20 protein-coding genes and 5 pseudogenes are annotated in these 24,289 nt (G+C 50.4%); 6 read left to right on the forward strand and 19 right to left on the reverse strand.

The genetic code is table 11. The features are described 5' to 3' along the window. Positions 1-18: 18 nt before the first annotated feature. Both folE and IX31_RS12760 read right to left on the reverse strand, forming a co-directional pair. Complete coding sequence (gene folE / locus IX31_RS12755) at positions 19-684, reverse strand: GTP cyclohydrolase I FolE (RefSeq protein ID WP_034458653.1); 666 nt, start codon at positions 682-684, stop codon at positions 19-21. Between the two features lie 129 nt (positions 685-813). Continuing rightward, positions 814-1,938 (reverse strand): YbfB/YjiJ family MFS transporter, encoded by a 1,125-nt coding sequence (locus IX31_RS12760; RefSeq protein WP_034460068.1) that lies wholly within the window; start codon positions 1,936-1,938, stop codon positions 814-816. A 106-nt stretch (positions 1,939-2,044) separates the two neighbouring features. On the opposite strand from IX31_RS12760, the gene fghA reads away from it, so the two are divergent. Further along, positions 2,045-2,875, forward strand: a complete 831-nt coding sequence (gene fghA / locus IX31_RS12765; RefSeq protein ID WP_034458655.1) for an S-formylglutathione hydrolase — start codon at positions 2,045-2,047, stop codon at positions 2,873-2,875. A gap of 49 nt (positions 2,876-2,924) precedes the next feature. Here fghA and cirA read toward each other — a convergent pair whose 3' ends face one another. From cirA to yieE, 3 genes are all read right to left on the reverse strand, one after another. Next, entirely contained in the window at positions 2,925-4,895 is a 1,971-nt protein-coding gene (gene cirA, locus IX31_RS12770) for a catecholate siderophore receptor CirA (RefSeq protein ID WP_034458657.1), read from the reverse strand. Positions 4,896-5,154: 259 nt separating this feature from the next. Further along, positions 5,155-6,624 (reverse strand): amino acid permease, encoded by a 1,470-nt coding sequence (locus IX31_RS12775; RefSeq protein ID WP_034458659.1) that lies wholly within the window; start codon positions 6,622-6,624, stop codon positions 5,155-5,157. Between the two features lie 274 nt (positions 6,625-6,898). Next, on the reverse strand, positions 6,899-7,765 hold the full coding sequence (gene yieE, locus IX31_RS12780) for a DNA-binding transcriptional regulator YeiE (RefSeq protein ID WP_034458661.1): 867 nt from the start codon (positions 7,763-7,765) through the stop codon (positions 6,899-6,901). 104 nt (positions 7,766-7,869) lie between these two features. Here yieE and IX31_RS12785 point away from each other — a divergent pair, with 104 nt between their 5' ends. Further along, complete coding sequence (locus IX31_RS12785; RefSeq protein WP_034458663.1) at positions 7,870-8,919, forward strand: YeiH family protein; 1,050 nt, start codon at positions 7,870-7,872, stop codon at positions 8,917-8,919. 77 nt (positions 8,920-8,996) lie between these two features. Then, positions 8,997-9,854, forward strand: coding sequence for a deoxyribonuclease IV (nfo, locus tag IX31_RS12790; protein WP_034460070.1), 858 nt, complete (start codon positions 8,997-8,999; stop codon positions 9,852-9,854). Positions 9,855-9,906: 52 nt separating this feature from the next. Here the strand turns inward: nfo and fruA are convergent, their stop codons facing one another. From fruA to fruB, 3 genes are read right to left on the reverse strand one after another with little or no spacing between them, the layout of a single operon-like run. Next, complete coding sequence (fruA, locus tag IX31_RS12795; RefSeq protein ID WP_034458665.1) at positions 9,907-11,598, reverse strand: PTS fructose transporter subunit IIBC; 1,692 nt, start codon at positions 11,596-11,598, stop codon at positions 9,907-9,909. A 16-nt stretch (positions 11,599-11,614) separates the two neighbouring features. Then, complete coding sequence (gene fruK, locus IX31_RS12800) at positions 11,615-12,553, reverse strand: 1-phosphofructokinase (protein WP_034458667.1); 939 nt, start codon at positions 12,551-12,553, stop codon at positions 11,615-11,617. After that, on the reverse strand, positions 12,550-13,683 hold the full coding sequence (gene fruB, locus IX31_RS12805) for a fused PTS fructose transporter subunit IIA/HPr protein (RefSeq protein WP_034458669.1): 1,134 nt from the start codon (positions 13,681-13,683) through the stop codon (positions 12,550-12,552). Before fruB ends, fruK begins: the two co-directional genes overlap by 4 nt. A 371-nt stretch (positions 13,684-14,054) precedes the next feature. Between fruB and setB the strand changes: the two genes are divergently transcribed. Further along, positions 14,055-15,236, forward strand: a complete 1,182-nt coding sequence (gene setB, locus IX31_RS12810) for a sugar efflux transporter SetB (RefSeq protein WP_034458672.1) — start codon at positions 14,055-14,057, stop codon at positions 15,234-15,236. On the opposite strand, the pseudogene IX31_RS23625 reads toward setB, so the two are convergent. The 9 genes and pseudogenes from IX31_RS23625 to IX31_RS22385 all read right to left on the reverse strand — a co-directional run. After that, positions 15,233-15,404, reverse strand: a pseudogene (locus IX31_RS23625) (YkgJ family cysteine cluster protein); the annotation flags it as partial. The gene setB and the pseudogene IX31_RS23625 sit on opposite strands and share 4 nt — an antisense overlap. Before the next feature lie 51 nt (positions 15,405-15,455). After that, positions 15,456-15,803 (reverse strand): annotated as a pseudogene (locus tag IX31_RS23740) (S-type pyocin domain-containing protein); the annotation flags it as partial. Between the two features lie 208 nt (positions 15,804-16,011). Continuing rightward, positions 16,012-16,635 (reverse strand): annotated as a pseudogene (locus IX31_RS22905) (contractile injection system protein, VgrG/Pvc8 family); the annotation flags it as partial. 3 nt (positions 16,636-16,638) lie between these two features. After that, complete coding sequence (locus IX31_RS12820) at positions 16,639-17,358, reverse strand: Imm52 family immunity protein (protein WP_241767190.1); 720 nt, start codon at positions 17,356-17,358, stop codon at positions 16,639-16,641. A gap of 2 nt (positions 17,359-17,360) precedes the next feature. After that, positions 17,361-18,110 carry a Tox-REase-5 domain-containing protein gene (locus tag IX31_RS12825; RefSeq protein WP_034458675.1) on the reverse strand — a complete coding sequence of 250 codons (750 nt, stop codon included), beginning with the start codon at positions 18,108-18,110 and terminating at the stop codon, positions 17,361-17,363. Then, positions 18,110-18,454: a hypothetical protein gene (locus IX31_RS12830; protein ID WP_034458677.1), complete on the reverse strand. Its 345-nt coding sequence runs from the start codon at positions 18,452-18,454 to the stop codon at positions 18,110-18,112. The genes IX31_RS12825 and IX31_RS12830 overlap by 1 nt, the downstream gene beginning before the upstream one ends. Next, complete coding sequence (locus tag IX31_RS12835; protein ID WP_051880714.1) at positions 18,448-18,948, reverse strand: DUF4123 domain-containing protein; 501 nt, start codon at positions 18,946-18,948, stop codon at positions 18,448-18,450. Before IX31_RS12835 ends, IX31_RS12830 begins: the two co-directional genes overlap by 7 nt. Further along, positions 18,945-21,263, reverse strand: coding sequence for a type VI secretion system Vgr family protein (locus tag IX31_RS12840; protein WP_422110229.1), 2,319 nt, complete (start codon positions 21,261-21,263; stop codon positions 18,945-18,947). The genes IX31_RS12835 and IX31_RS12840 overlap by 4 nt, the downstream gene beginning before the upstream one ends. Positions 21,264-21,480: 217 nt before the next feature. Then, on the reverse strand, positions 21,481-21,735 hold the full coding sequence (locus IX31_RS22385) for a YkgJ family cysteine cluster protein (protein ID WP_072009446.1): 255 nt from the start codon (positions 21,733-21,735) through the stop codon (positions 21,481-21,483). 396 nt (positions 21,736-22,131) lie between these two features. On the opposite strand from IX31_RS22385, the gene yeiP reads away from it, so the two are divergent. Continuing rightward, a complete protein-coding gene (gene yeiP, locus IX31_RS12845) occupies positions 22,132-22,704 on the forward strand; it encodes an elongation factor P-like protein YeiP (RefSeq protein ID WP_034458679.1) in 573 nt (190 codons plus the stop codon). 76 nt (positions 22,705-22,780) lie between these two features. Here yeiP and IX31_RS23635 read toward each other — a convergent pair. Then, positions 22,781-22,861 (reverse strand): annotated as a pseudogene (locus tag IX31_RS23635) (Lrp/AsnC family transcriptional regulator); the annotation flags it as partial. A gap of 2 nt (positions 22,862-22,863) precedes the next feature. Here IX31_RS23635 and IX31_RS23215 point away from each other — a divergent pair. After that, positions 22,864-22,953 (forward strand): annotated as a pseudogene (locus tag IX31_RS23215) (DUF2000 domain-containing protein); the annotation flags it as partial. A gap of 60 nt (positions 22,954-23,013) precedes the next feature. Here the strand turns inward: IX31_RS23215 and uxuA are convergent. Beyond that, positions 23,014-24,207: a mannonate dehydratase gene (gene uxuA, locus IX31_RS12850; protein ID WP_034458681.1), complete on the reverse strand. Its 1,194-nt coding sequence runs from the start codon at positions 24,205-24,207 to the stop codon at positions 23,014-23,016. Between the last annotated feature and the right edge of the window lie 82 nt (positions 24,208-24,289).

A 24,289-nucleotide genomic window follows, 5' to 3' on the forward strand; every position in this document is an offset into this window, starting at 1 on the left:
CATCCTACCTGGTTAATGTTAGTTATGGCGCACTGCGCGCAGGAATTCCTGGCGAGTATTCTGGCTGGATTTAAACAATCCACCCAAAGACGTGGTTGTCGTCGCACTGGTAGCATCCTGCACACCACGCGCTTTCACACAATAATGGACTGCATCAATAGATACCGCCACATTGTTGGTGCCAAGCAGGGTTTGCAGTGCAATCAGGATTTGCTGTGTTAAGCGTTCCTGAACCTGCGGACGCTGCGCAAAAAATTGCACAATGCGGTTAATTTTCGACAAGCCAATCACGGTGTCTTTCGGCAGATAAGACACTGTCGCTTTCCCGTCGATAGTCACGAAATGGTGTTCACAGGTGCTGGTGAGCGTAATGTTGCGCACGGTGACCATCTCATCAACCTTCATCTTATTCTCAATGACGGTGATCTTCGGGAAGTTAGCGTAATCAAGGCCGGAGAAAATCTCATCGACATACATTTTAGCGATGCGATGCGGGGTTTCCATCAAGCTATCGTCGCTGAGATCAAGATTCAGCAACTGCATGATTTCCGTCATATGCCCGGCAATCTCGCGTTTGCGGGTTTCGTTATCGAGCTCACGCAGTTGTGGGCGCAGTGGCGTTTCCAGGCCGCGTGCAACCAATGCTTCATGAACCAATGCGGCTTCTGGTCTTAGTGATGACATGTTATTTTCTCCTGCAGGTGTGGCTGACCTCGGCCCTACATGGGGCAAAGTGTGTGCTCATTGTGCGTGAGCACAGTCGCATAATCCAGTAGTGTGAACGTTAATTGCCCTAAATAATTATTGAAATCGTCAATACCTTCGCCAGACCAAACCGCCTGCGACTAATAAGGCAAAGCCCGCAACATATAGCGCAGGCTCAAGCTGTCCGATGAGCGAGGTCGATAATGCCGAGAGCATCGGCCCAACCAACTGCCCCATCGCATAACCGGTAGTCAGTAATCCCGCCATATAACGGGTGTGTTCAGGTGCCAGTTCGCGTCCATAAAGTAGCGATAATTGCACCGCACATAAGAAGCCACCACCCACCAGAAGCGAACCTAAAACCAACCCGGTCATACCGGGAATCATATCTGAGGCGAATACCCCAAGTGCTTGTAACCACAAAACAAGTGCCAGGCGTTGATAGCTTTGCAACTTTTGACGCGCGGCAATGCCGAGCAAAATACCGCACACTGCCGCTCCACCAAATATTGGCCAAACAAACTGCGCAAACGCGCTGCCAGGAAAACGTGCGCTGGCCATCTGCGATAAAAATGTGGCTGGCAGAATATAACCAAATCCAGCCAGGCTATAGCTCCACACCAGGCGTTTGAGTTGCGGCGTTAATACCAGCGGCTCAGGTGCCGTTTCCGGGCGGTGAAGCTCCCCTTTGCCAGGCAGGTTACGGGCGATTAATGCAATAAACAGCAGCGCCAAAGCGCCATAAACAAGCCAGGCATGACTTGCTGATAAGCCATAACTATGGATTGCCACTGCCATCAAACCGCTGATAAATATTCCAGCGCCAGGACCTGCGAACACCGCAGCACTTAACCCTGGCTTACCTAAATGCGCCAGCTGCTCATTGCACCAGGCGGCGATTAACACCATCGCCCAGCCGCTGGCGCAACCAATCAGAAAACGAATCAACGCATGCCACAGGGCTGAATCTACGGTAGCAGAAAGCAGCGTCAGGATGACCGCTCCCCAGACGCCAGCGTGCAAACGCAACTCTACCCGCCGGTGTGCGCGCATGGCATCCCATGCGCCAGCAAGATAACCGAGGTAGTTAATCGCTGCTACCAAACCCGCACTGGTTAAGGTAAGTTGCCCTTCAGTTATCATTAATGGGACTTGCGGTGTGAATGCAAATCGGCCAATGCCCATTGCAACCACCAACACCAGAAACCCAGTCAACGCGATACGTGCCGCCACTATCACCCCAAATGTTGCGATTTCGTTGCCAGCATGATGCCGCATGGCTAGACTGGGGAGAAGTGAAAGTTATTCATTGATCTTGAATATAATTAAGGGCCTCTGGATGGAACTCCTCGAAGAACACCGATGTTTTGAAGGCTGGCAACAGCGCTGGCACCATGATTCTGCGGTACTGAAATGTCCAATGACATTCAGTATTTTTCTGCCAACTCCTCGCACCACACCTCCACCGGTTCTGTACTGGTTGTCCGGTTTGACCTGCAATGATGAGAACTTCACCACCAAAGCAGGAGCGCAGCGTGTCGCTTCTGAATTAGGGATTGTGTTGGTAATGCCAGATACCAGCCCACGTGGTGAAAATGTGCCGAATAATGAAAGCTACGATCTTGGTCAGGGTGCAGGTTTTTACCTCAATGCCACTCAACAGCCGTGGGCTGAGCATTTTCGGATGTACGACTACATTAATGATGAGCTGCCAACGCTGATTGCCAATAACTTCAGTATCAGCGAGAAAGCCTCTATCTTTGGGCATTCAATGGGTGGCCACGGTGCATTAAGCATCGCATTGAAAAACCCAGGTCGTTATTGCTCCGTTTCGGCCTTTGCGCCGATCGTAAACCCAACGCGCGTGCCGTGGGGCCAAAAAGCCTTTAATGCTTATTTAGGAGCAGACGAAGAGAAATGGCGCGAATGGGATAGCTGCTGCTTGTTGATGCAGGCTGATAGTACCAACGCCATTCCAGTGCTTATCGATCAAGGTGATGCGGATCAGTTCCTTGCAGATCAACTGCAACCGGCACAATTTGCTGAAGTAGCACGTCAGAAAAACTGGCCGCTAACGCTGCGTGTGCAGCCGGGTTACGATCACAGTTACTACTTTATTGCATCGTTTGTTGAAGACCATCTGCGTTTCCATGCAGAGCATTTGGCGTAATTAATGCTCTCACCCCGGCCCTCTCCCTGAGGAGAGGGTTAGGGTAAAATCAGAACGTGTAATCCACCGCAGCAAAATAACGACGACCATCTTCGTTGTAACTGTAATCGTCACGACTCAGATCTTTATCACCGAGGTTCATCACCCCTGCACGTAGCTTGATGCTTTTCGTCGCCTTCCACGCGGCACCTGTGTTCCACACTACATAACCACCAGGTGTTGGTGAGCCGTCGGTTGTAGCACGTTGCTCACCGGTGTAGTTCGCGGAAACATAGAATGACCAGTCATCTAATGGTGCCCAATCTACCGTTCCGTTAGCGGTGTGGAATGGCAGAGATGCCAGCGGTTTGTTACCACCACCACTCAAATCACGGCCATCGTTATAGGTGTAGTTCAGTGTAAGTTTCCACTGCTCGCTGAACGGCACTTTCAACTCGGTTTCAACACCACGAACGCGTGCTTTGTTGACGTTGTAGTATTTGAAGATTGGGCGGCCCGCACTGTCAAATCCAACAAAGTTTGGATAAGACGGCGCTTCGGTACGGCTCGAAGTACGATTGATATCAATCATATCGTCAAGGTTGTTCTGGAAGGTAGTGATGCTGCCTGAAACCCCGTCCAGCAAGCCTTCATCACCTGAGTAGTACAACCCTAATTCGAAGCTTTCACTGGTTTCAGGTTTCAGATCCGGGCTGCCGACAATCTTACAAGAGCCACGGCAAGAGTTACTGGTCCAGTCCGGGCTAAGTTGTAGTAACGATGGTGCTTTAAATGCCGTTGCCCAGCCACCTTTCATGGTGATGGTATCTGTCGCGCTGTACACGAGGTATGCGCGTGGGCTCCAGTGATCGCCGTAGGTTTCGTGATCATCCATACGCACGCCGGTAGTCAACGCCAGCGGTTCAAAAATTCGCCACTCGTCTTCTAAGAACAATGCATACTGGCTGGCAGACGTTTCAGAGCTATTGCCACCCGTGAGGTTTACCGGGTCTGACAGCTTATCGTGTCGCCATTCCCCACCGAAGGTCAGTAACTGGTTAATTTCGCCCAATGGCAGAACCAGTTTGCCGTCGAGACTGTTATTGCGGGAGGTGATTGGCGAGCTATTGCCTGGATTGAGGTTATCAATCTTATCGCCATAAAAACGCAGTTCGGTATTGCCGTAATCCCAACGTCCATTATGGGAAATCGAGTAATCCTGGCGCTCCATGCGGTTTTTGTTCAGCGAGTCCGAATCACGGTCCTGGCGGTCAAAACCATAGCCAAAGCTCATGTCCTGATTTTCTGTTGGTGTCAGGGCAAATTCAGCGCTGCCGCTACGGGTGGTAAAACCTTCAATACGCGGAGTTTCACCTGTTGCGCTAGTGCTGGAAGTCTCTTGTTTATCTTTCTCGCGCTTGCCGAGGTTGCCGTAAACTTTCACCCCAAGCAGGTCGTCAATGATTGGGCCACTGGCAAAAAAGTTACTGTTATAGGAATCACCGCGATCGCGTTTTTCCTGAATGGTGGTATCCGCCGTTACGGTGCCATGCCAGGCTTTGCCAACTTTGCGCGTAATAATATTCACCACACCGCCTAACGCATCCGAACCATAGAGCGAAGACATTGGCCCGCGCACCACTTCGATACGCTCGATGGCATCAACCGGTATCCAGTTAAGGTCAAAATCATTGTGGCGGAATACTGCGTTGCGCGAGTTCACCCGCTTGCCATCAACCAGAATCAGTGTGTAGCTGCTGTCCAGACCACGAATACTGACGCCCTGGCGGTTATCCCCTTCATTAGTGAGCTGCACGCCCGGGACTTCCTGCAAGACATCTTTCAAATTCTGGATCGGTTTCTTTTTCAGGTCTTCCTGGGTGATGACACTAATACTGGCAGGAGCATCTTTGAGGTTTTGCTCAGTCGCAGAAGCAGTAACAACCATGGTGTCTTCGCGTTCTTCGGCAATAACCGGAAACGCAGCACTGATTATCGACGCGCAAAGTCCTCCCCGGACGATGGGATTCAACCTTAACATTCCTTTCTCCATGAGGTGAATGGCAAACAAAAACGATGGATTGCGCTCACATTCCTTAATGCGTTGCTGGCTACTTTGGCAAACAACTGCGCGCTGTACTCATCGACATCCAGCCGTGGTAAAGCGTGGCGACACCATAAATTAAACGAGAATGGTTATCAATCAAATTGTTAATGTTTGTAATGTCTCGAAAGGGATTAATGCAGAAGGATGATGCGAGAAGGGATAAAAAAGGGCGCGATAATCGCGCCCTTCAAAGTTACTTTTTAAACGTTTTCGGGAACGTCATTTCTTCATACTTCACGAAATGAGTGCCTTTCGTAATCTTATAGCCCCACCAGATTGCCAGGAACAATGGGATACCAATATAGGTAGCCGTTACGCCTGCCCAATCGATTTTATCGGCAAGAAATGCTTCGTAGTTCTGGCCGAGCGTGATGATCAGGCACAGTACGAAGGCAAAGATTGGCCCCAGCGGGAAGAAGCCAGAAACATACGGCAAATCGTTAAGACTAAGACCTTGTTTCACATAACCACGACGGAAACGGTAGTGGCTGATCGCAATACCTAACCAGGCGATGAAGCCAGTCATACCTGAGGTGTTAAGCAACCACAGATAAACTGTCTGGTTACCGAACATAGAAGTCAGGAAGCACAAGCCCGCTACAACAGTAGTTGCATACAGTGCGTTACGTGGCACACCGCCTCTGGAGAGCTTAGAGAAAATGCGTGGTGCTTTGCCATCGCAAGCCAGGGTGTAGAGCATACGAGTGGATGCATACATCCCGGAGTTACCCGCAGACAGTACCGCAGTCAGAATAACGGCATTCATTACCGCCGCTGCAGACAGCAGACCAGCATGTTGGAATACCAGTGTGAATGGGCTCACGCCGATATCTTTTACATCGTTACGCAGCAGGCTCGGATCGGTGTAAGGAATGATCAGGCTGATAATCAGAATCGCGAACACATAGAACAGCAGGATACGCCAGAACACCTGACGCACAGCACGTGGAATATTCTTGCCAGGGTCTTCAGATTCACCTGCAGCAACACCAATCAGCTCAGTCCCCTGGAACGAGAAGCCGACTATCATCGCGACACCAATCATTGCGGAGAATCCACCAGCAAACGGCGCATCACCAATTGCCCAGTTGCTCCAGCCAGCAGGTTGCGCACCTTTAAAGATGCCGAGAATCATCATTAAACCGACAATGATAAAGATGATAACCGTGGTCACTTTAATCAGTGAGAACCAGTATTCTGCTTCACCAAAGCCTTTAACGGAGATGTAGTTCAGCAAGAACATGATGCCAAGGAACAGTGCACTCCAGATCCAGCCCGGGGTGTCAGGGAACCAATAGTTCATCACCAATTGTGATGCGACCAGGTCAACAGCGATAGTTACCGCCCAGTTGTACCAGTAGTTCCAGCCCAGTGCGAAACCGAAGCCTTCTTCAACGTATTGTTGCCCGTAAGTGGCAAAGGAGCCTGAAACCGGCATGTACGCAGCAAGTTCGCCGAGGCTTGTCATCAGGAAGTACACCATCAGACCAATCAGCATATAGGAGAGCAACGCGCCGCCAGGGCCCGCTTGAGAAATGGTTGCACCAGAGGCAACAAATAGCCCGGTTCCGATAGAACCGCCGATGGCGATCATCGTTAAGTGGCGCGCTTTTAACTCACGGCGTAAGCCTGGCACTTGTGTTGTCTTATCTTGAGAAACCATAGAAAATTGCGGTCCTTCGTAAAAATGAGGCGCGATTGTAACAAATCATCCTTGTTCATCTAGCAGAAATGCCGCGTTATAAGAGAGCTTCATGATCGGCACTCGATTATTAGCAAAACCTACGATGAGCAGCCCGAACTGGCTGAGACATGATAAATGACCGCAGCGTTGGGACTGCGCTACGAAGGCACATTTTATTCTTTTCTCCCACAGACCTGGGCTGGGCCTACGCCCGCGCGCCAGAAGTTTGCCGGGAGCATGGCCTTGCGCCGCTTCATTCCTCGCAGTAGCGTAAAAAGCGCTGCAACGCGTTAGAAATATGCTTTTGACGGTGATGGATACGGTACAGCGTGCGCGTTAACCGGGGCAACGGCACCGCAACTTCCACCAGCGTGCCGGACTCGAGCTGCTCGGCAATCACCCTACGCGACAAGCAGCTGATGCCAAGACCATGGCGCACCGCATGTTTAATCGCCTCTGAATTCCCCAGCTCCATCCCAAGATGAAACTGCGGCAGATGTGAAAGCAGCAGATAATCGACGATTTCGCGCGTACCAGAGCCTTTTTCACGTAAGATCCACGGCTGTTCAGCCAGGCTTTCCAGCGTGACGGGTTTCTGTAATAACGGCGCGTCTGGCGGCGCAAACACGACCAGCTCATCTTCCAGCCACGGCTCGGTCACCAATTCGGTCATATGGCTCGGCCCTTCAATCAGACCAATATCAACCCGGAAGTCGGCAACTGCGTTAATCACATCCTGGCTATTGCCAACGCTCATTTCCAGCGGGAGATTTGGAAAAGCGCGGCGATAATGAGCAATCATTTCCGGCAGAATGTAATTGCCTATCGTGCTGCTGGCATAAACGCGAATAGCACCATTATCCTCTTTAAACAGTTGTTCGACTTCTGTTGCCTGCTCAAGCAAACCCACCACGCGCGGATACAGCAAACGGCCATGTTCATTGACAACCAGGCGCTTACCTACCCTATCGAATAATTGCACGCCTAACTGCCCTTCGAGGTCGGACAGCGCCGCACTTACCGCAGACTGAGACAACGCCAGCATTTGCGAAGCCTGAGTAGTAGAGCCGCTTTTGAGGACTTCAGCGAAGACTTCAAGTTGCCGCAGTGTGATATGCATAGTGGACACGCCTTAACACTTATTCAGATTGGTTATAAATATATAATCAATTTTATTTTTAAGCCACCAGGACTTACTCTTTTGCCAACACAAAGGAGAAGGTTATGGCTACGTTATCAATTCCCACTCATCGACATACATTGTGGCATTTCCTGCCAGGACTGCTGCTTGCAGGTGCAATTACTGCACTGGCGCTTTGGTTGGGGAATATTCCTTCCGTTGCAGGTCTTGGACTCGGTGCATTAACGCTCGCGATTCTGTGCGGGATGGTGATTGGCAACACGCTTTACCCGAAAATCTGGCAACACTGTGATGGCGGTGTATTGTTTGCCAAACAACATCTGTTGCGTCTTGGGATCATTTTATATGGCTTTCGACTGACGTTTTCGCAGATTGCGGATGTCGGCGCCAGCGGTGTCATCATTGATGTTCTGACACTCACCAGCACCTTCGCCCTCGCCTGCTGGTTGGGTCAGAAAGTGTTTGGCCTGGATAAACAAACCAGCTGGTTAATTGGTGCTGGCAGCAGTATTTGCGGTGCTGCGGCGATTCTGGCAACCGAGCCGGTTGTGAAAGCTGAAGCCAGTAAAGTCACCGTAGCGGTCGCAACGGTGGTGATTTTCGGTACGCTGGCAATCTTTATTTATCCAATGATTTATCCGTATGTCACACAATGGTTCACACCGGAGGCTTTTGGTATCTACACCGGTTCAACCATGCATGAAGTTGCACAAGTAGTGGCTGCGGGGCATGCAATCAGCCCTGAAACTGAAAATGCCGCAGTCATTGCGAAAATGCTGCGCGTAATGATGCTGGCTCCATTCCTGATTTTCCTGGCAGCTCGTGTCAAACAACTGGCTCCGGCGGGTCAGGCGCAGAAAAGCAAAATCACCATTCCATGGTTTGCGGTGCTGTTTATAGTGGTTGCGATGTTTAACTCACTGCACTTACTGCCAGCCTGGGCGGTCAATGCTTTGATAACACTGGATACTTTCTTGCTAGCAATGGCGATGGCGGCTCTGGGTTTAACCACTCATTTCAGCGCGCTGAAAAAAGCCGGTGTACGCCCGCTGCTGATGGCTCTGGTGCTATTTATCTGGCTGATTGTTGGCGGTGGCGCGATTAACCTTGGTATCCATCACCTGATGGCATAAAGAGGTACGGAAAATTACTGTCTAACCCGCTATCATTGTCCGTTTCCCGATAGCGGGTTTTGACAGGAGTAAGAATGATGAAGTTTATTGGCGCACATGTCAGTGCTGCAGGTGGTCTGGAAAATGCCGCAATTCGCGCGCACGAACTCGAAGCCACTGCTTTTGCCCTGTTCACCAAAAACCAACGCCAGTGGCGCGCAGCTCCGCTCACTGACGAAGTTATCAGCAATTTCAAACGGGCTTGTGAAAAGTATCATTACGGACCAGCACAAATCCTCCCCCATGACAGCTATCTCATTAACCTTGGCCATCCGGTTGAGGAAGCGCTGGAAAAATCCCGTGAAGCCTTCATTGATGAGATGGAACGTTGCATGCAGCTGGGTTTAACGCTGTTGAACTTCCACCCAGGCAGTCACTTGATGCAAATCCCTGAAGAAGAGTGCCTTGCCCGCATTGCTCAGTCGATAAACATCGCGCTGGATAAAACCGAAGGTGTGACTGCGGTAATTGAAAACACAGCAGGCCAGGGCAGCAATCTCGGTTTTCGTTTCGAGCATCTGGCCGCGATTATTGATGGCGTAGAAGACAAATCCCGTGTCGGTGTGTGTATTGATACCTGCCACGCCTTTGCAGCGGGTTATGACCTGCGCACCGAAGCAGACTGCGAAAATACCTTTGCTGAATTCGAAAGAATTGTTGGGTTTGAGTATTTATGTGGCATGCACCTTAATGACGCGAAAAGTGCTTTTGGGAGCCGTGTCGACCGCCATAACAGTCTGGGTGAAGGCAATATTGGCCACACGCCGTTTGCCTGGATTATGCGTGATAACCGTTTCGATGGGATTCCGCTAATCCTGGAAACGACGAACCCGGATATCTGGGCTGAAGAGATAGCCTGGTTGAAAGCTCAGCAGCGTGAAACTGCCGAAGCATAGACAAAAAAAAGCTCCCTGCAAATGCAGGGAGCTTTAGAGTGATGACAAAACTTTAAGCCGTTTTAGCTGCTAACTCTGCTTCCGGACGTTTCAGGAAGGCATAAGACAGACCCGCCAGCAATGTTCCTGCAATTATCGCAATCAGGTAACCCACAACCGGGGTAATCGCACCTGGGATTAACAGAACAAATAATCCGCCATGGGGAGCCATCAGTTTAGCGCCTACTGCCATGGAGATTGCGCCAGTCACCGCGCCGCCAATGATACAGCAAGGAAGAACGCGCATTGGGTCACGCGCTGCAAACGGGATAGCCCCTTCGGTAATAAAGCACAGACCCAGAACCATCGCTGCTTTACCGCCTTCTTGCTGAGCTTTGTCGAATTTACGACGCGCAATAAATGTTGCCAGACCCATCGCCAACGGCGGCACCATACCTGCAGCCATAATGGCAGCCATCGGTGCGTAAGTTTGGGTGCTGAGTAACCCGACACCAAATGCGTAAGCCGCTTTGTTAACTGGACCGCCCATATCAGTACACATCATACCGCCAAGGATTGCGCCCAACAGTACCGCATTCGCGGTGCCCATGGTTTGCAGCCAGTGAGTCAGACCTTCGAGGATTTTCGAAACCGGCGTACCGATCAGATAAATCATCGCCAGACCCACAATCAGGCTTGAGAACAGTGGAATGATAAGGATTGGTTTCAGTGCTTCCATACTTGGTGGCAGTTTCAGCTTAGTGCTAATCATCTTAGCAATGTAGCCTGCGAGGAAGCCCGCAATAATCCCGCCGATAAAACCAGAACCGGTGCTCACGGCTAACATACCGCCGATAAGACCCGGCGTCAGCCCTGGTCGGTCAGCGATAGAAAACGCGATGTAACCCGCCAGAACCGGCACCATCAACGCAAAGGCTGAACCACCACCGATTTGCATCAGTGCTGCAGCCAGCGTACCTGGCTCTTTAAATGCTTCGATACCAAAAGCGAACGACAGCGCGATACATAGACCGCCCGCGACCACCATCGGCAGCATGAAAGAAACACCGGTTAACAGGTGACGATAAGCGCCTGCCCCTTCTTTCTTCCCTTCTTTGGCGCTGGCTGCACTCTGCCCTGTCGCTTCGAAAGGTTTAGCCTCAACAACTGCTTTATCCAGTTCTTGCGCTGTTTTCTTCAGTGCCAGGCCTGTTGAAGTGCGATACATCGGTTTGCCCGCAAATTTTGCCAGGTCAACTTCGATATCGGCCGCAACAATAACCAGGTCGGCTTCCGCGACTTCCTCTGGTGTAATCGCATTACCTGCGCCAACGGAACCGCGGGTTTCAACTTTCACCCACCAGCCGCGTTTTTTCGCTTCGGTTTCAATCGCTTCAGCAGCCATAAAGGTATGCGCCACACCCGTTGGGCAAGCGGTTACCGCTACAACGCGTTTCGGCCCTTTAGCCAACTCGACCGGTGCAGCACTCGCTGGAGCGGTATAAGGCTTCGCTTTATCTTTCGCTTCACCTAAAAACAGTTCCGGATGCTGAACTGCACGGTCAATATCACCCAGATAGACCTTTTTGCCATTCAGCGAACTATCGGCAGGAATAGCAGTTCCCACAACGATCGCCATTTCGGCATCGTTAGGATTGTCGATAATCTGCAAGCGCGCTTTTTGCGCGGCTGAACCCAGCAATGTTTTCGCAAGGTACGCACGAGCTTGCCCAAGACCTGGTTCGATAATCAGCAGCGTTTTCATAGTTCCTCTCCTGCTGTCAGTTAAATGGTTTCAGATCAACACGAGCCATCATGGCCGCCAGTTGAGTACGATCTGTAATTCCGACATTGCTCTGGCTTACCGCCAGCGCTGCCACTGCCGTCGCTAAACGCAGGGTATGTTCGCTGGATTCACGCATTAACAGGCCGTAGATAAGCCCGCCGACCATAGAATCCCCCGCACCAACGGTACTGACGACTTCGCATACTGGCGGTTTCGCTATCCACTCACCCGATGCGTTAACCCAAAGTGCACCTTCGGCACCCAGCGAAATCACCACATGAGCAATTCCTTGCTCACGCAGCGCGTGGGCGGCTTCAATCACATCTTTCATTTCTGGCAATTTGCGACCAGCCCAAATTTCCAGCTCGCGGCGGTTTGGTTTAACCAGCCATGGTGCGGCTTTCAGACCTGCGACCAATGCTTCGCGGCTGCTGTCGAAAATGATGCAAGGGCACTGGCTACGTAGACGCTTCATCCAGTCAGTGAAAGCATCAGGTGAAACGCCCGCAGGCAAACTGCCACTGACACACACCATGTCAAACTGACCAAGCCAGCTCAGGGAGTCAGCAACAAAACGCTCCCAATCGGAAGGGGTTACATCAAATCCTGAGAAATTAAAGTCGGTAACTTCGCCATCTTTCTCAGTCAGTTTTACGTTGATGCGGGTACGGCCTTGCACCACTTGAAAACGGTTGGCAATACCCAATTCGCTGAACAGTTGCTGGAAACCATCCTGGTTATCTTTACCAAGGAACCCACCAACCGTGACATCGATGCCAAGGTCTTTAAGAACTTTAGCGACGTTAATCCCTTTACCCGCGGCATGCAGACCCGTAGTGCGTACGAGGTTAACTTCACCACGTTCAACTTCCGGGGTGTAACCGACCAGATCGTAAGCCGGGTTTAACGTAATTGTTGCGACACGACGACTCATGCTGCCCCCTCACCAAGACCAGCAGCAACCGCTTCACCAATGGCTTTCAGCGCAAGTTCAGCATCGTCACCCGTTGCCGTAAAGCGCAGGTGGTGGCCTTTTTTCACGCCCAGAGCGACGACTTTCATCAGGCTGCGACCATTAGCTGGCTTCCCGGTTCCATCAAGGTTTGTCACGGTAATCTCGCTATTAAATTGTTTAATGGTATTCACCAGCACCGTACCAGGACGGGCGTGTAGACCATGTTCATTGCGAATCTGGAAATCTGCACTCAGGCTATTTTGTTCCGCTGGGACATCAGTAGTCAGCAGCGTCAGCAACCCAGGCGCATCAGCATTCAGCAAACGGTCAGCATTGTTGTTTATCAACATATCGCTCAGGCGATTGAGAACTTGCAAGGGCTGGTCGTCGGCCACTGCAACCGTCATCAACAGCGATACCGGTTGGCCGTCAGCTTCAAAAGCTGATACTGGGCGGCTGATTGCCACAGCACTGGCAAGGTTGCCTTCGGTGCTGTCGTTAAGCCAGATTCCCTGCCCGAGATAGAGTGGTTTGCTGGAAACTACGTGGCTTACAAAAGCTGAGTTGGCAGCACCCGCCTGTTTAATGCGCCCGGCATTTAAAGCCTGAAGCGTCATCAGGTCGGTGGCGGTAACATCTAACGCCAATAATGAGTTATCAAACAGCAAAGATGCAGATTGTTTTTCGCCCATCAGCAATGCGCGAAGCTCTTCTGCTGAAGTAGCGGTTTTGAGTTGTTCAGCAACTTCGTCATCACTGAGCACATGCGTCAGCTGACGCAGCAAACCAAGGTGTTCGTCAGAACGAGCGGCAATGCCAATCACAACGTAAGCTTTTTGGCCTTCACCCCATTCAATTCCTTGTGGGAACTGGAATACCTTCACGCCGGTTTTCAGTACCAGATCGCGGGTATCGGTAGTGCCATGTGGGATGGCAATACCATTACCCAAGTAAGTGGAGGTTTGCAGCTCGCGAGCCAGCATACCTTCTACATAGCCAATACTCACGTTCCCTGCCTGCGCGAGCGCAGCGGCAACCAGACGTATGGCTTCTTCTTTATTTCCGGCACTTACACCCGGATGAATATCCTGCACAGATAACTGGAACATGGTTCTCCTCTCCTGCTGAATTGAAACGATTCAGCTGCAATGAGAAAAAATGCGCCATCCCACTCCTGAAACTAAATAAGACGACGCTGAAACGTTTCAAGTAGTGTGGAGAACCTCCGCGATTCAGGCAAGATATGTTGTATTTTCGTTACCGGAATTTAGAGGTTACGCACATTTTTTCTCCCATCCAAACCGAAAAAGTGAGCAGCATCACGTTACGTTCAGCACAAAATTTAAAAGCATCAGCTTTTGCTGAACATAACCAGGAACAGCGTTTTAACTTTTCGTGTCGCTTTTGATTTGAACAACTGTTTATTTCCAGGCAAGGCGCGTAAACTCCGCGCGTTCATTGACCACCCGACACTGAGAGCATGCAAAACTCCCCCATAACAGCAACACGCAAGCCCCTTGACTTAACTTCTACCGCCTTTTTGATTGTAGCTTTTTTAACCGGAATTGCGGGGGCATTACAAACCCCAACTTTGAGCCTGTTTTTAACGGAAGAGGTACATGTTCGTCCTGCTATGGTAGGTTTCTTTTTTACCGGCAGCGCTGTCATCGGTATTTTGGTCAGCCAATTTCTTGCAGGGCGCTCTGATAGAAAAGGCGATCGCAAATCGCTTATTTTTGTCTGCTGTTTGTTAGGCGCATTAGCCTGTGTGCTGTTTGCGTGGAACCGTAACTATTTTGTGTTGCTGTTTGTCGGTGTTTTCCTCAGCAGCTTTGGTTCCACTGCTAACCCGCAGATGTTTGCCCTGGCGCGCGAACACGCTGACCGTACGGGCCGTGAAGCGGTGATGTTCAGCTCAATTTTGCGGGCGCAGGTCTCCCTTGCATGGGTAATTGGCCCACCTATCGCTTACGCACTGGCTTTGGGTTTTGGTTTTACCACCATGTATCTGAGCGCGGCCTTTGCATTTGTGGTTTGCAGCGTGATGGTACGGCTGCTCCTGCCATCAATGCGTAAAGAGGTAGTAACTAAATCCACCACACTTGAAGCTCCGCACCGTAACCGCCGTGATGCCCTGCTGTTGTTCGTTGCCTGTACCATGATGTGGGGCTGTAACAGTCTCTACATCATTAATATGCCGCTTTACATCATTAATGAATTGCATCTGCCAGAGAAGCTGGCGGGAGTGATGATGGGAACAGCTGCCGGGCTTGAGATCCCAACAATGCTTATCGCAGGCTATTACGCCAAACGTTTCGGTAAGCGTTTTCTAATGCGCATTGCGGGAGTCGCAGGCCTGGCGTTCTACATTGGCATGCTGACGTTGCATAACGAATTCATGCTGCTGGGTCTGCAACTGCTGAACGCTATTTTCATCGGCATTCTTGCAGGTATTGGGATGTTGTATTTTCAGGATTTAATGCCAGGACAGGCAGGAGCGGCTACCACGCTATATACCAATACGACGCGTGTTGGCTGGATTATTGCTGGATCGATGGCAGGAGTAGTCGCCGAAATCTGGAACTACCACACCGTGTTTTATATCGCGCTTGGCATGATTGCTATCACCGCTTATTGCATGGTGAAAATTAAAGACGTTTAAGGGGCTGTCGCGGCTTCAAAATAAATCAAATAATCCATGGCCTGCTGGCGCGTCGTGCCGCACATTTCCATGGAGGCTTGCAGACTCGCGCAAACCTTAGGCCTTAGTGGCGAAAGAAAGATTTTACAGCGCATATCTGCGCCCAAGCTGAACACATGGAATATCAGCCCTGTAGTGTATTTTGAATCTATTACCAACATGCTCAGATGGGATAGATATCGGCACGTTACCTCCTCTAATAATGGTCTGGTTTGCTCTCTTAAATTGACTCATTAGCTCGGGAACTTCTGCCACAGCAAGCCAAAATGCTTCCCTGAACCGGTCAAAGTTACTGAGTTTTTTACCCCGCAATTTATCTGCAACCTGCGCTGGTACGGGAGCTCCCAGATCTGTACTGGCAGCTTCCAGCCATTTACCTGTTCCCGATAACACCTCACCTTTCCCGGCCGCTGTTCCCGGCTTATCCCTCGCAGACTTGAGATAAACATAAATCGGTTTAACCCATGAATCCGCAGGAAACACCAGTATATAGTCGTTGAAATTCTTCTCATCCGGGAACGGTGGCATGGTGCTCTCGCCCTGGTTTTCCGGGATCGGGTTGACCAGTATAGTGGCTGATCAAGGGCCGGAGCCGCACCACCAGTGTGCGCGCACCCGTTGCCGGAATGTAGAGGGCGGAATACAGTACTCAAACCCAGACAACCATCGGGTTCGCAGCCAGCATCCCGCCCACTCGAGTCATTACGCCGACTGTCGTCTATGTTACCTGTGCGCGTATCGCCACTTCGGTGCCATCGATCAGCGGTGTGTGCCAGCCGAGAGTGTCACCGGCATACGGTTTTGCCATCCTCAACCACAGGTACGCATAACCCGGCTCGCTGTTATTACGATCGAAATCCAGCTTCGAGCGTCGGAATCACCTTACCCTGCGGCTCCAGCACCTGGCCGGGGCTGAGCTGCGAAGCGTTACTGAACAGGTGGATGCGGGCGTAGAACGCACTGCTTTCCGCTCCTGGTCGCTGTCATCCCCGGCTTCCCGATACGGAGCGCTGTAATGATATTGTTCACCCGTTGTCACCGCGTCACTGTGCACCGACACGTTGACATCCAGCGGCGTGGTGGCGGTGCGGTAGTTGTAATCGCGCATCGCGGCACTGCCGCTCACCACATTGTGCCAGGTGCGCACGTCCTACACCGATTCTGCCGCCCCGTCAAACAGGCCCGACGGCTCGCTGTACGGCAGGCGCACATCAAACCGGTAACCCAGTTGGCTGTCGGCAAAAATAAGCGTCTCCTGCTCCGTCGCCGCCTGCATCTCTGAGCGGAACCAGATACCCACTTCCGCCAGCAGGCGCTGGACAAACTCAAGATCCGTTTCCCGCCACCGGGTGATAAGCTTCGATTAAAGTTCTGTCATCAACGGTAATAACCCAAGATCCAAAAGTTTTATTTCTATGTCGTTAGCTTTACCTATATGTTCTTTATTATTCCCATCGAATATTTCTTCGGTTGAAACAATAATTGTTCCTTTTTGTTTTTCACCATCCATAACTGGGACAACTCTGGCAGCCTCGGGAATTAATTCAGGCAAGAGCACATGAGGGATATATAGCATCCATCCTACACTTAACCGATCTGGGAAAACATTTTTATCAAAGAAACGATAACCTTTGCTATCAGCATTAATATATGAGCAATCTAAATAACATGCAATATTTGTGATTAGTTCAACAAAACGTTCCACATCAATGTTTTCGTTTTGAGACACCAAATGCAATTCAACATCAGCCCGATTAATTTGATCAAAAAACATTTTCCGATAATTTATTGAACTACTGAAATCACCTTTACCATCCCAGATACTTTCAACAAAAAGAGGAGAATCTTTTTTATATTTTCTTTCCCATTTCAAATATGTATTTTCACTAATTCTATTTTTCTCAAATGCTATGCGTGACAAAGCTTGTTTTTTCGAATACCCAGTTTCATACCATTCATAGCATTTACCAAGTAAACCATTTGATTCTATTACCAAAAATGAAAACTGTTCAATGATTTTTTCAAAAGTAATGTTCCCTGAACCAACTCTAAAAGAATAATTAACTGACATATCAATATTCATAATTATGGTTCCCAACGAACTATAATGTCATGCATACTTTGGAAAATGACTGTAAAGTATTTAGCACTTATGGGTTGCATGAAAATCCACATAACTTTCAAAGGGGGATTGACGGTTGCAACTGCCTGATGTCGAGCAGCTTGTTTAATCGCACTGGTGTCACCAGTCCACCATTCTTTTTTTCGTCCATCAGCCCTGAAAAACTGATCATACCGCGCCTTAGCCTCCCAGAACTGGCACAACTTATCCTTCCAGCCATCAAATGAGACACCGCAGTACTTAAACTCCTGGATCTGCTTCGTTTCTGGATTATAAAATGTACCGCAGACCCGTGTCTGGTAACTGATAGTCACCACACTCCAGCGGGAACAACGCCTCACCATAGGCAACACTTTTCCTTCCGGGGGGCAGCCCTCACAAGTTTTCTCATCTGTCTTTGTATGTGCCCCTATTTTGGTATCGACGCCTTCATAGCTCACGGATTCAGAGTAATCCATATCGTCTTCCCAATAATCACCGTGCGTCTCTGCACTGACTACCATGGGTTCGTCCAGGATCGGATCGTAAAGTTTTCCCTGATAATCAAACCCTCCGTTATGCTGATACTGCGTACTGCCTGAATCAGGATAAGACATATAATCATCCCAGCCCCCATCATTTCCCTTCCCGGGATGAGAGGATGAACCCACTGCACCACCTGCGACCCCGACACTCCCTGCCGCCGCTCCTGTACCCACACCAACCCAGACCATTAAAGTCCTCTCCTTTCCCTGTTTATCATCACATGCTTAAAATCTTCCACTCGCTGGTCAACCGAATAACCGTTCGGGGTTCTAAGCCATTTATCCACCTCGGGTTTCTGGTAAAAGCCCGGATAGAACGCTTCCAGCATTAAAAAATCACGTCTTACATTTTTTTCTTTCAGCGGCAGCGTGTTTGCGTAATCCAACGCGTTACCCAGACGAGCATGGAAAGTCTCATCCGGTTCGTTAATCATCGGGAATCTTTTCTTTATCTTTTGCGCCGTATCTCTGACAAAATCATCATCTTCCATTCTGTCAACACTGGCGCACTGTTCTTCAGACAGTTTCAGCATATGAATTCCCTTTGTTTAAATGACCAGACGCGGTCGCCCACTGTCGTCAGCCATTCCTGCACTGAATCTGTGAGTTCTTGGTGTTGCAGGCTATCCAGCATTTCGCCTAAACGAACCTGTACACGGGGGTCCTGGAAACGCAATAAAGCAGTACGTCCATTAGGCAGCCCGATGTTCATATTTTTCTTAAAATGCGAAGCCAGGTCACTCAGTCTCAAAGGCGACAATATCCATGACACAGAAGGCAACGCCACCTCCAGAGTGCACAATTTTTCTCTGATTTCCATCGATTCACACAGTTGAATAATCCACGGTCCGGCAAACGCGATGCGTGAATCAGGCCAGGTATCAAACAAGGGTATGGCAGCGTGTTGTGCAGACAGTTCTTCACCAAAATGCCGCTCGTATTGCAGACCGTCCACCAGGGAAAATAATGTCAATTTTGTGGAATGAATCAGGTGTTGTGCTGCGAGGCGAAAACTAAGACTGCTCATGACTCCCCTCTTACGACAAAAGTGTCACCATTCATCACCGCCTTCATCAGGCAGCTAAGGCAAATACCATTCCCGGCAACAGCTTCAAACGGCATGTCATTTTTCGCCCCCTTCACCGTCCGCTTCACCTTGCGCAGGTACTGGGTTGTCGTGCCGTACTCCACCTTCCCCGCCTCTATCTTCAGATAACTCCCTCCACCGCCTATCAGCGTGATGCGCTTCTTGCCCGCGAACAGAATGTCTTCGGTGCTGGTCAGCGTCAGTTTCTTCTCCGCAAACAGCCGCAGGTTGCCGTTCTGGGCCTGCATCTCCACCGGGCCTTCGCTCGCTTTCAGGCTCATCGGCCCGCTGCGCGCAAACATCCCCAGCTTTTCCCCCGTCAGCGCGGTCAGATTCCCCATCACGCCCACGCTGATATCGCCTCCGGCACTGATAGCCACGTTTTTGCTGGCCGTCATTTGCAGGTGTTTTCCGCTGGTAAAGGCCATCCCTTCCGGGGCTGAGACGTGCAGGATTTTATTCAGTGGTTCCAGGCGTTGTTCAAACATCTGTTTCTGGCTGTCAATGTCTGCCTTCAGCGCTTCGGCCTGCTCTGCGGCGGCAGCCAGCCGGGCCAGTTGCTGTTGCAGCAGGTCGATGGTCTTCAGCGCCGCGTCCATATCCAGCACCTGGCCCTGCGCTTTCGCCTGCCCGTCTGCACTGATAAACAGCCCCTTTGCTGCGCGCAGTGTGCCGTAGCCGTCGGTGCGCAGTTCGGTGCCCGTGCCACGGGGTTTGCCCTGCGCATCCACCAGGTGCCCGGTGTTGAGCTGGGTTTTCCCCGCCTCCGTCGCCAGCTTGATATGCTCTTCGCCGCGCTTGTCTTCCATGCGTAGCTTATTGTTCGCCGGGGTTCGAAGGATGTTGCGTGTATGGTTATCGCGGGTCACATGGTCCGGGTGGGCGGAGTCGTGCAGCGCATACGCAATGTACGGCAGGTCTATATCCCCGTTGCTGTAGGCTATCGCCACTTCCGTGCCGTCGGTCAGCGGCGTGTGCCAGCCGAGCGTGTCACCGGCATACGGCTTTGCCATCCTCAGCCACAGGTAGCTGTAGCCCCGTTTAGTCCCTTCCCGGTCCACATCCAGTTTCACCCGGTAGCGACCTGTCTCATCCAGGTGAGCGTAGATATCCCCCTTCTCACGGCTCTCGATTCTGGCCGGGAGTGTGCCGTGGATTTCCGGGCGCTCAGGGCACACCGGGCGGAAACAGTAACGTTCGGTGTAAGGCTGGCCCCAGACAGAGACATGCAGCCGTGAATCGCGGGAGCCGATAAACGTCACCAGCGTCATTATCACGCCTTCTTTCAGCGCCGGGACGACGTCACCCTGCGGCTCCAGCACCTGGCCGGGGCTGAGCTGGGAAGCGTTGCTGAACAGGTGGATACGGGCCGATTTATTCAGCTCACGCTCATGACCGAGACGCGCGTAGAAAGCACCGCTTTCAGTGGCTGGTTCCGGGTCGGCATCGTCACCCGCGTCCAGATACGGTTCACCGTAGCGGTACTGTGAACCTGTCGTGACAGCATCATTACGTACAGAAACGGTGGCATCCATCGGTGTTGAAGCAGTGCGGTAGTTATAGTGTTTCATCTGCACCGTTCCGCTCACTATGTTATGCCAGCTACGCACACCCCAGACCGAATCACGCGCCCCGTCAAAAAGCCCCGACGGCTCACCATAAGGCAGTTTCATATCAAACACATACTGCAACTGGCTATCACCAAAAATGACGATTTCCATTTCCGTTGAGGCATTCATTTCAAAACGGAACCAGATCCCCACTTCCGCAAGAATACGCTGGATAAATTCCAGGTCTGTTTCACGCCACTGGGTTATCAGTTCGCGTGTTGGATATTCACACGAAAGGCGAAATTCAAAATCCGGCCCTTCAAGTCCATGCGCACGAAGCACCTGTTCAACGACCTGCGGCACAGACTGTTCGGAATAAATGGCACTGCGACGGGTACGGGAAAATAAAGCGAGTCGGGATTCGAGGGTGATGCGGTAGTGGGATTCATCGGCATTTGTGGACAGCCATTCCAGCCGGGTAATAATGCCATGAACATTCTTCCCGTCACGCATCCTGAAACTGGCAAACTTCATCAGCGCCTGTTCGGGCCTGACGTTGGCCTGGGGCGATGTGAATTCAATCACCCAGCGAAACGGCTCGCTTAACGCTTCGCGTCCACGAAAGCGCAACACATCCGCAGAGAAATCGCCATTCCACATACCCAGCGAGTAACAGGACAGTGTTTCAAATTGAGTTGTCAACATGCCTTCCTTAGCCATCAGACTGATGGTTTCATGATAAAAATCATGATGTACTTAACGCAAACTGCCGAATAATCACACGATTTTATCCCCTCTTCCATAAGGGATATTTAAGGAGCCGTAAATTAAGAATTTTGTCGAAGAATTTTCAACTGAAGCTTTTACTCTCGCTGTCGGCATCAACAATAGTTCGTATTTTGACCACAAAAAGTTACCGAGATTAAGGTGATGTATCTGCTTCCAGATTAATCAAATAGGTCATAGCATCATCACGATGAGTGAAACACATTTCGCGACTAGCCTGTAAGCTCGCGCAAACCTTCGGGCGCAACGGTGAAGTGAAGATCTTGCACATGAAGTTATCCGCAAGCTGGACACATCTCACATTAGCTGGTTTTCCCTGTGGCATTCCTGGGATCGGACTTGAAATCGACGGAGCGATACAGCAAGCTCCGCAGTCAATACGGCATTCCATCAAACACCTCTATAGTGCACTCTAATTAGTAAACGACAGCAACAGGGCGCTAAAGCCGCTATCTACCGTATCCAGGACACAGAAAGCCAGGAAGCTCCTCACCAATCACAATCAATGACTTTTATACTGTGAATAATTGACTATTAGCTTTGCCACCTGGCATGCCGGGAATAGGACTTGATACAGAAGGTGCGGTGCAACACGCGCCGCAATCGGGACGACAGTCCATCAACAATACTCCGGTGGGCTGACAAGAATCAGGACTGTAGCAGCAGGAGTGCGGCTTTACTACGTAGATTTATGCACTATCTGCAATGAAATCCGCTTGCCTGAAAGACGCCTCCCGAGTAATTTGACGCAATATTTTCGCTCCTCAATTTTTTACAGGAAACATCGATGCCAAGAGCTAACGAAATCAAAAAGGGTATGGTACTGAATTACAACGGCAAGCTGCTGATTGTTAAAGATATCGATATCCAGGCACCCAGCGCACGTGGCGCAGCAACGCTTTATAAAATGCGTTTTTCTGATGTCCGCACTGGCCAGAAAGTTGAAGAGCGCTTCAAAGGTGACGATATTGTCGACACCATCACTCTGACCCGTCGTTACGTTGACTTCTCTTATATTGATGGCAACGAATACGTGTTCATGGATAAAGAAGATTACACACCGTATATCTTCACCAAAGATCAGATTGAAGAAGAGCTGCAATTTATTCCAGAAGGCGGTATGCCGGACATGCAGGTTCTTACCTGGGATGGCCAATTGCTCGCCCTTGAACTGCCACAAACTGTGGATCTGGAAATTATTGAAACTGCTCCAGGTATTAAAGGCGCGTCAGCAAGCTCCCGTACCAAGCCTGCAACAATGTCTACTGGCCTGGTCATTCAGGTTCCAGAATATATGGTGACGGGTGAGAAGATCCGCATTCATATCGCTGAAAAGCGTTCTATGGGTCGTGCTGATTAATAAGTGTTTTGCGGTTTAACCGACAAGATCTCAGACCCGCTTCGGCGGGTTTGTATTTTGGGAAAAATTATTTCTGTTATTTCTTAATAGGATAGCTTACCAAAGGTTTAATCTCCTTTAACACAAACATACTCTGCATTTCTTTAATCCCCGGAACCCAGCAATCATATTGAACTGGTAGCTATTGGGTTAATTGGGTCGAAGAAAAAAATCACCAGACTCACGGGTAACCTGGGTCTGTATAAATAGATTCCTGTAGCAACCATAAAAAAACGCGCCAGAAGGCGCGTTTTTACATAAATGTTCAGCTTACTTCAGCAAATCCGGGAACATGGTTTGTTTCAGCGCCAGTTCCACACCGCGAACTTCAGCGAGGCCTTTCAGACGACCAATCGCTGAATAACCTGGGTTAGTTTTCTTGTGCAGATCGTCAAGCATCTGGTGGCCATGATCCGGACGCATCGGGATCGGACGCAGATCACCGGCGTTTTTACGACGTTGTTCTTCAGTCAGAATCGCTTTCACCACTGCAACCATGTTCACATCACCTTGCAGGTGTGCGCCTTCATGGAAGGTTTTCGGGTTATCTTCGCGGCAGGTTGCGCGCAGATGGGTAAAGTGAATGCGATCGCCGAACGTTTCAATCATCCGCACCAGGTCGTTATCCGCGCGAACACCGTAAGAACCGGTACACATGGTGAAGCCATTATAAATGCTGTCGACAGTTTCTTTCAGCCACTGCATATCTTCAATAGTAGAAACGATACGCGGCAGGCCCAGGATTGGACGCGGTGGATCATCCGGGTGAACTGCCAGGCGCACACCGGCCTCTTCCGCTACCGCAACAATTGCACGCAGGAAGTACGCCATGTTTTCACGCAGCTGTTCTTTACTGATGCCGTCATATTCAGCAAGACGTGCACGGAACTGGTCAAGGGTGTATCCCTCTTCCGCACCGGGTAAACCAGCAATGATATTGCGGGTCAGCTTTTCTTTTTCGGCATCAGACATATTGTTGAAGTAGCCCAGCGCCTGACGCTGTTCGTCTTCACTGTAATCCGCTTCAGCACCTTTGCGCTTGAGGATATGCAGTTCAAATGCTCCAAAAGCAATTTGGTCAAAACGCAGTGCGCGCGAACCATCTGGCAATTCATATTCCAGATCGGTACGTGTCCAGTCCAGAATCGGCATGAAGTTGTAGCACACGGTGTCGATGCCACATTCTGCCAGGTTACGAATGCTTTGTTGGTAGTTTGCGATATGTTTATCGTAGTCACCGGTATGCGTTTTAATTTCCTCGTGCACCGGAATACTTTCTACCACTGACCAGGTCAGCCCTTTTGCTGCCAACACCGCCTGACGTTCTTTAATGTCAGCAACCGGCCAGACTTCACCATTTGGGATGTGATGCAGAGCAGTAACGACACCGGTCGCGCCCGCCTGACGCACATCATCCAGAGATACCGGGTCTTTCGGGCCATACCAACGCCATGTTTGTTCCATCGACAGTTCCTCAGTTAAGTTGTCATACCAATTCTATAATGCTGTATTGACTACTACCATACCGGATTCTTCTTTCTGGTCA

The organism is Buttiauxella noackiae (assembly GCF_000737905.1).
In the GTDB taxonomy this organism is placed as follows: Bacteria; Pseudomonadota; Gammaproteobacteria; order Enterobacterales; family Enterobacteriaceae; genus Buttiauxella; species Buttiauxella noackiae.

Bases quoted from the DNA above. Each gene is read 5' to 3' on its own strand.
- IX31_RS12775 (WP_034458659.1), bottom strand. From the start codon at position 6,624: ATGGTTTCTCAAGATAAGACAACACAAGTGCCAGGCTTACGCCGTGAG.
- yieE (WP_034458661.1), bottom strand. From the start codon at position 7,765: ATGCATATCACACTGCGGCAACTTGAAGTCTTCGCTGAAGTCCTCAAA.
- IX31_RS12785 (WP_034458663.1), top strand. From the start codon at position 7,870: ATGGCTACGTTATCAATTCCCACTCATCGACATACATTGTGGCATTTC.
- cirA (WP_034458657.1), bottom strand. From the start codon at position 4,895: ATGTTAAGGTTGAATCCCATCGTCCGGGGAGGACTTTGCGCGTCGATA.
- IX31_RS12830 (WP_034458677.1), bottom strand. From the start codon at position 18,454: ATGCTGAAACTGTCTGAAGAACAGTGCGCCAGTGTTGACAGAATGGAA.
- nfo (WP_034460070.1), top strand. From the start codon at position 8,997: ATGAAGTTTATTGGCGCACATGTCAGTGCTGCAGGTGGTCTGGAAAAT.
- fruK (WP_034458667.1), bottom strand. From the start codon at position 12,553: ATGAGTCGTCGTGTCGCAACAATTACGTTAAACCCGGCTTACGATCTG.
- IX31_RS12820 (WP_241767190.1), bottom strand. From the start codon at position 17,358: ATGAATATTGATATGTCAGTTAATTATTCTTTTAGAGTTGGTTCAGGG.
- uxuA (WP_034458681.1), bottom strand. From the start codon at position 24,207: ATGGAACAAACATGGCGTTGGTATGGCCCGAAAGACCCGGTATCTCTG.
- fruB (WP_034458669.1), bottom strand. From the start codon at position 13,683: ATGTTCCAGTTATCTGTGCAGGATATTCATCCGGGTGTAAGTGCCGGA.
- folE (WP_034458653.1), bottom strand. From the start codon at position 684: ATGTCATCACTAAGACCAGAAGCCGCATTGGTTCATGAAGCATTGGTT.
- IX31_RS12825 (WP_034458675.1), bottom strand. From the start codon at position 18,110: ATGGTCTGGGTTGGTGTGGGTACAGGAGCGGCGGCAGGGAGTGTCGGG.
- IX31_RS12835 (WP_051880714.1), bottom strand. From the start codon at position 18,948: ATGAGCAGTCTTAGTTTTCGCCTCGCAGCACAACACCTGATTCATTCC.
- yeiP (WP_034458679.1), top strand. From the start codon at position 22,132: ATGCCAAGAGCTAACGAAATCAAAAAGGGTATGGTACTGAATTACAAC.
- IX31_RS22385 (WP_072009446.1), bottom strand. From the start codon at position 21,735: ATGGAATGCCGTATTGACTGCGGAGCTTGCTGTATCGCTCCGTCGATT.
- IX31_RS12840 (WP_422110229.1), bottom strand. From the start codon at position 21,263: ATGTTGACAACTCAATTTGAAACACTGTCCTGTTACTCGCTGGGTATG.
- fruA (WP_034458665.1), bottom strand. From the start codon at position 11,598: ATGAAAACGCTGCTGATTATCGAACCAGGTCTTGGGCAAGCTCGTGCG.
- setB (WP_034458672.1), top strand. From the start codon at position 14,055: ATGCAAAACTCCCCCATAACAGCAACACGCAAGCCCCTTGACTTAACT.
- fghA (WP_034458655.1), top strand. From the start codon at position 2,045: ATGGAACTCCTCGAAGAACACCGATGTTTTGAAGGCTGGCAACAGCGC.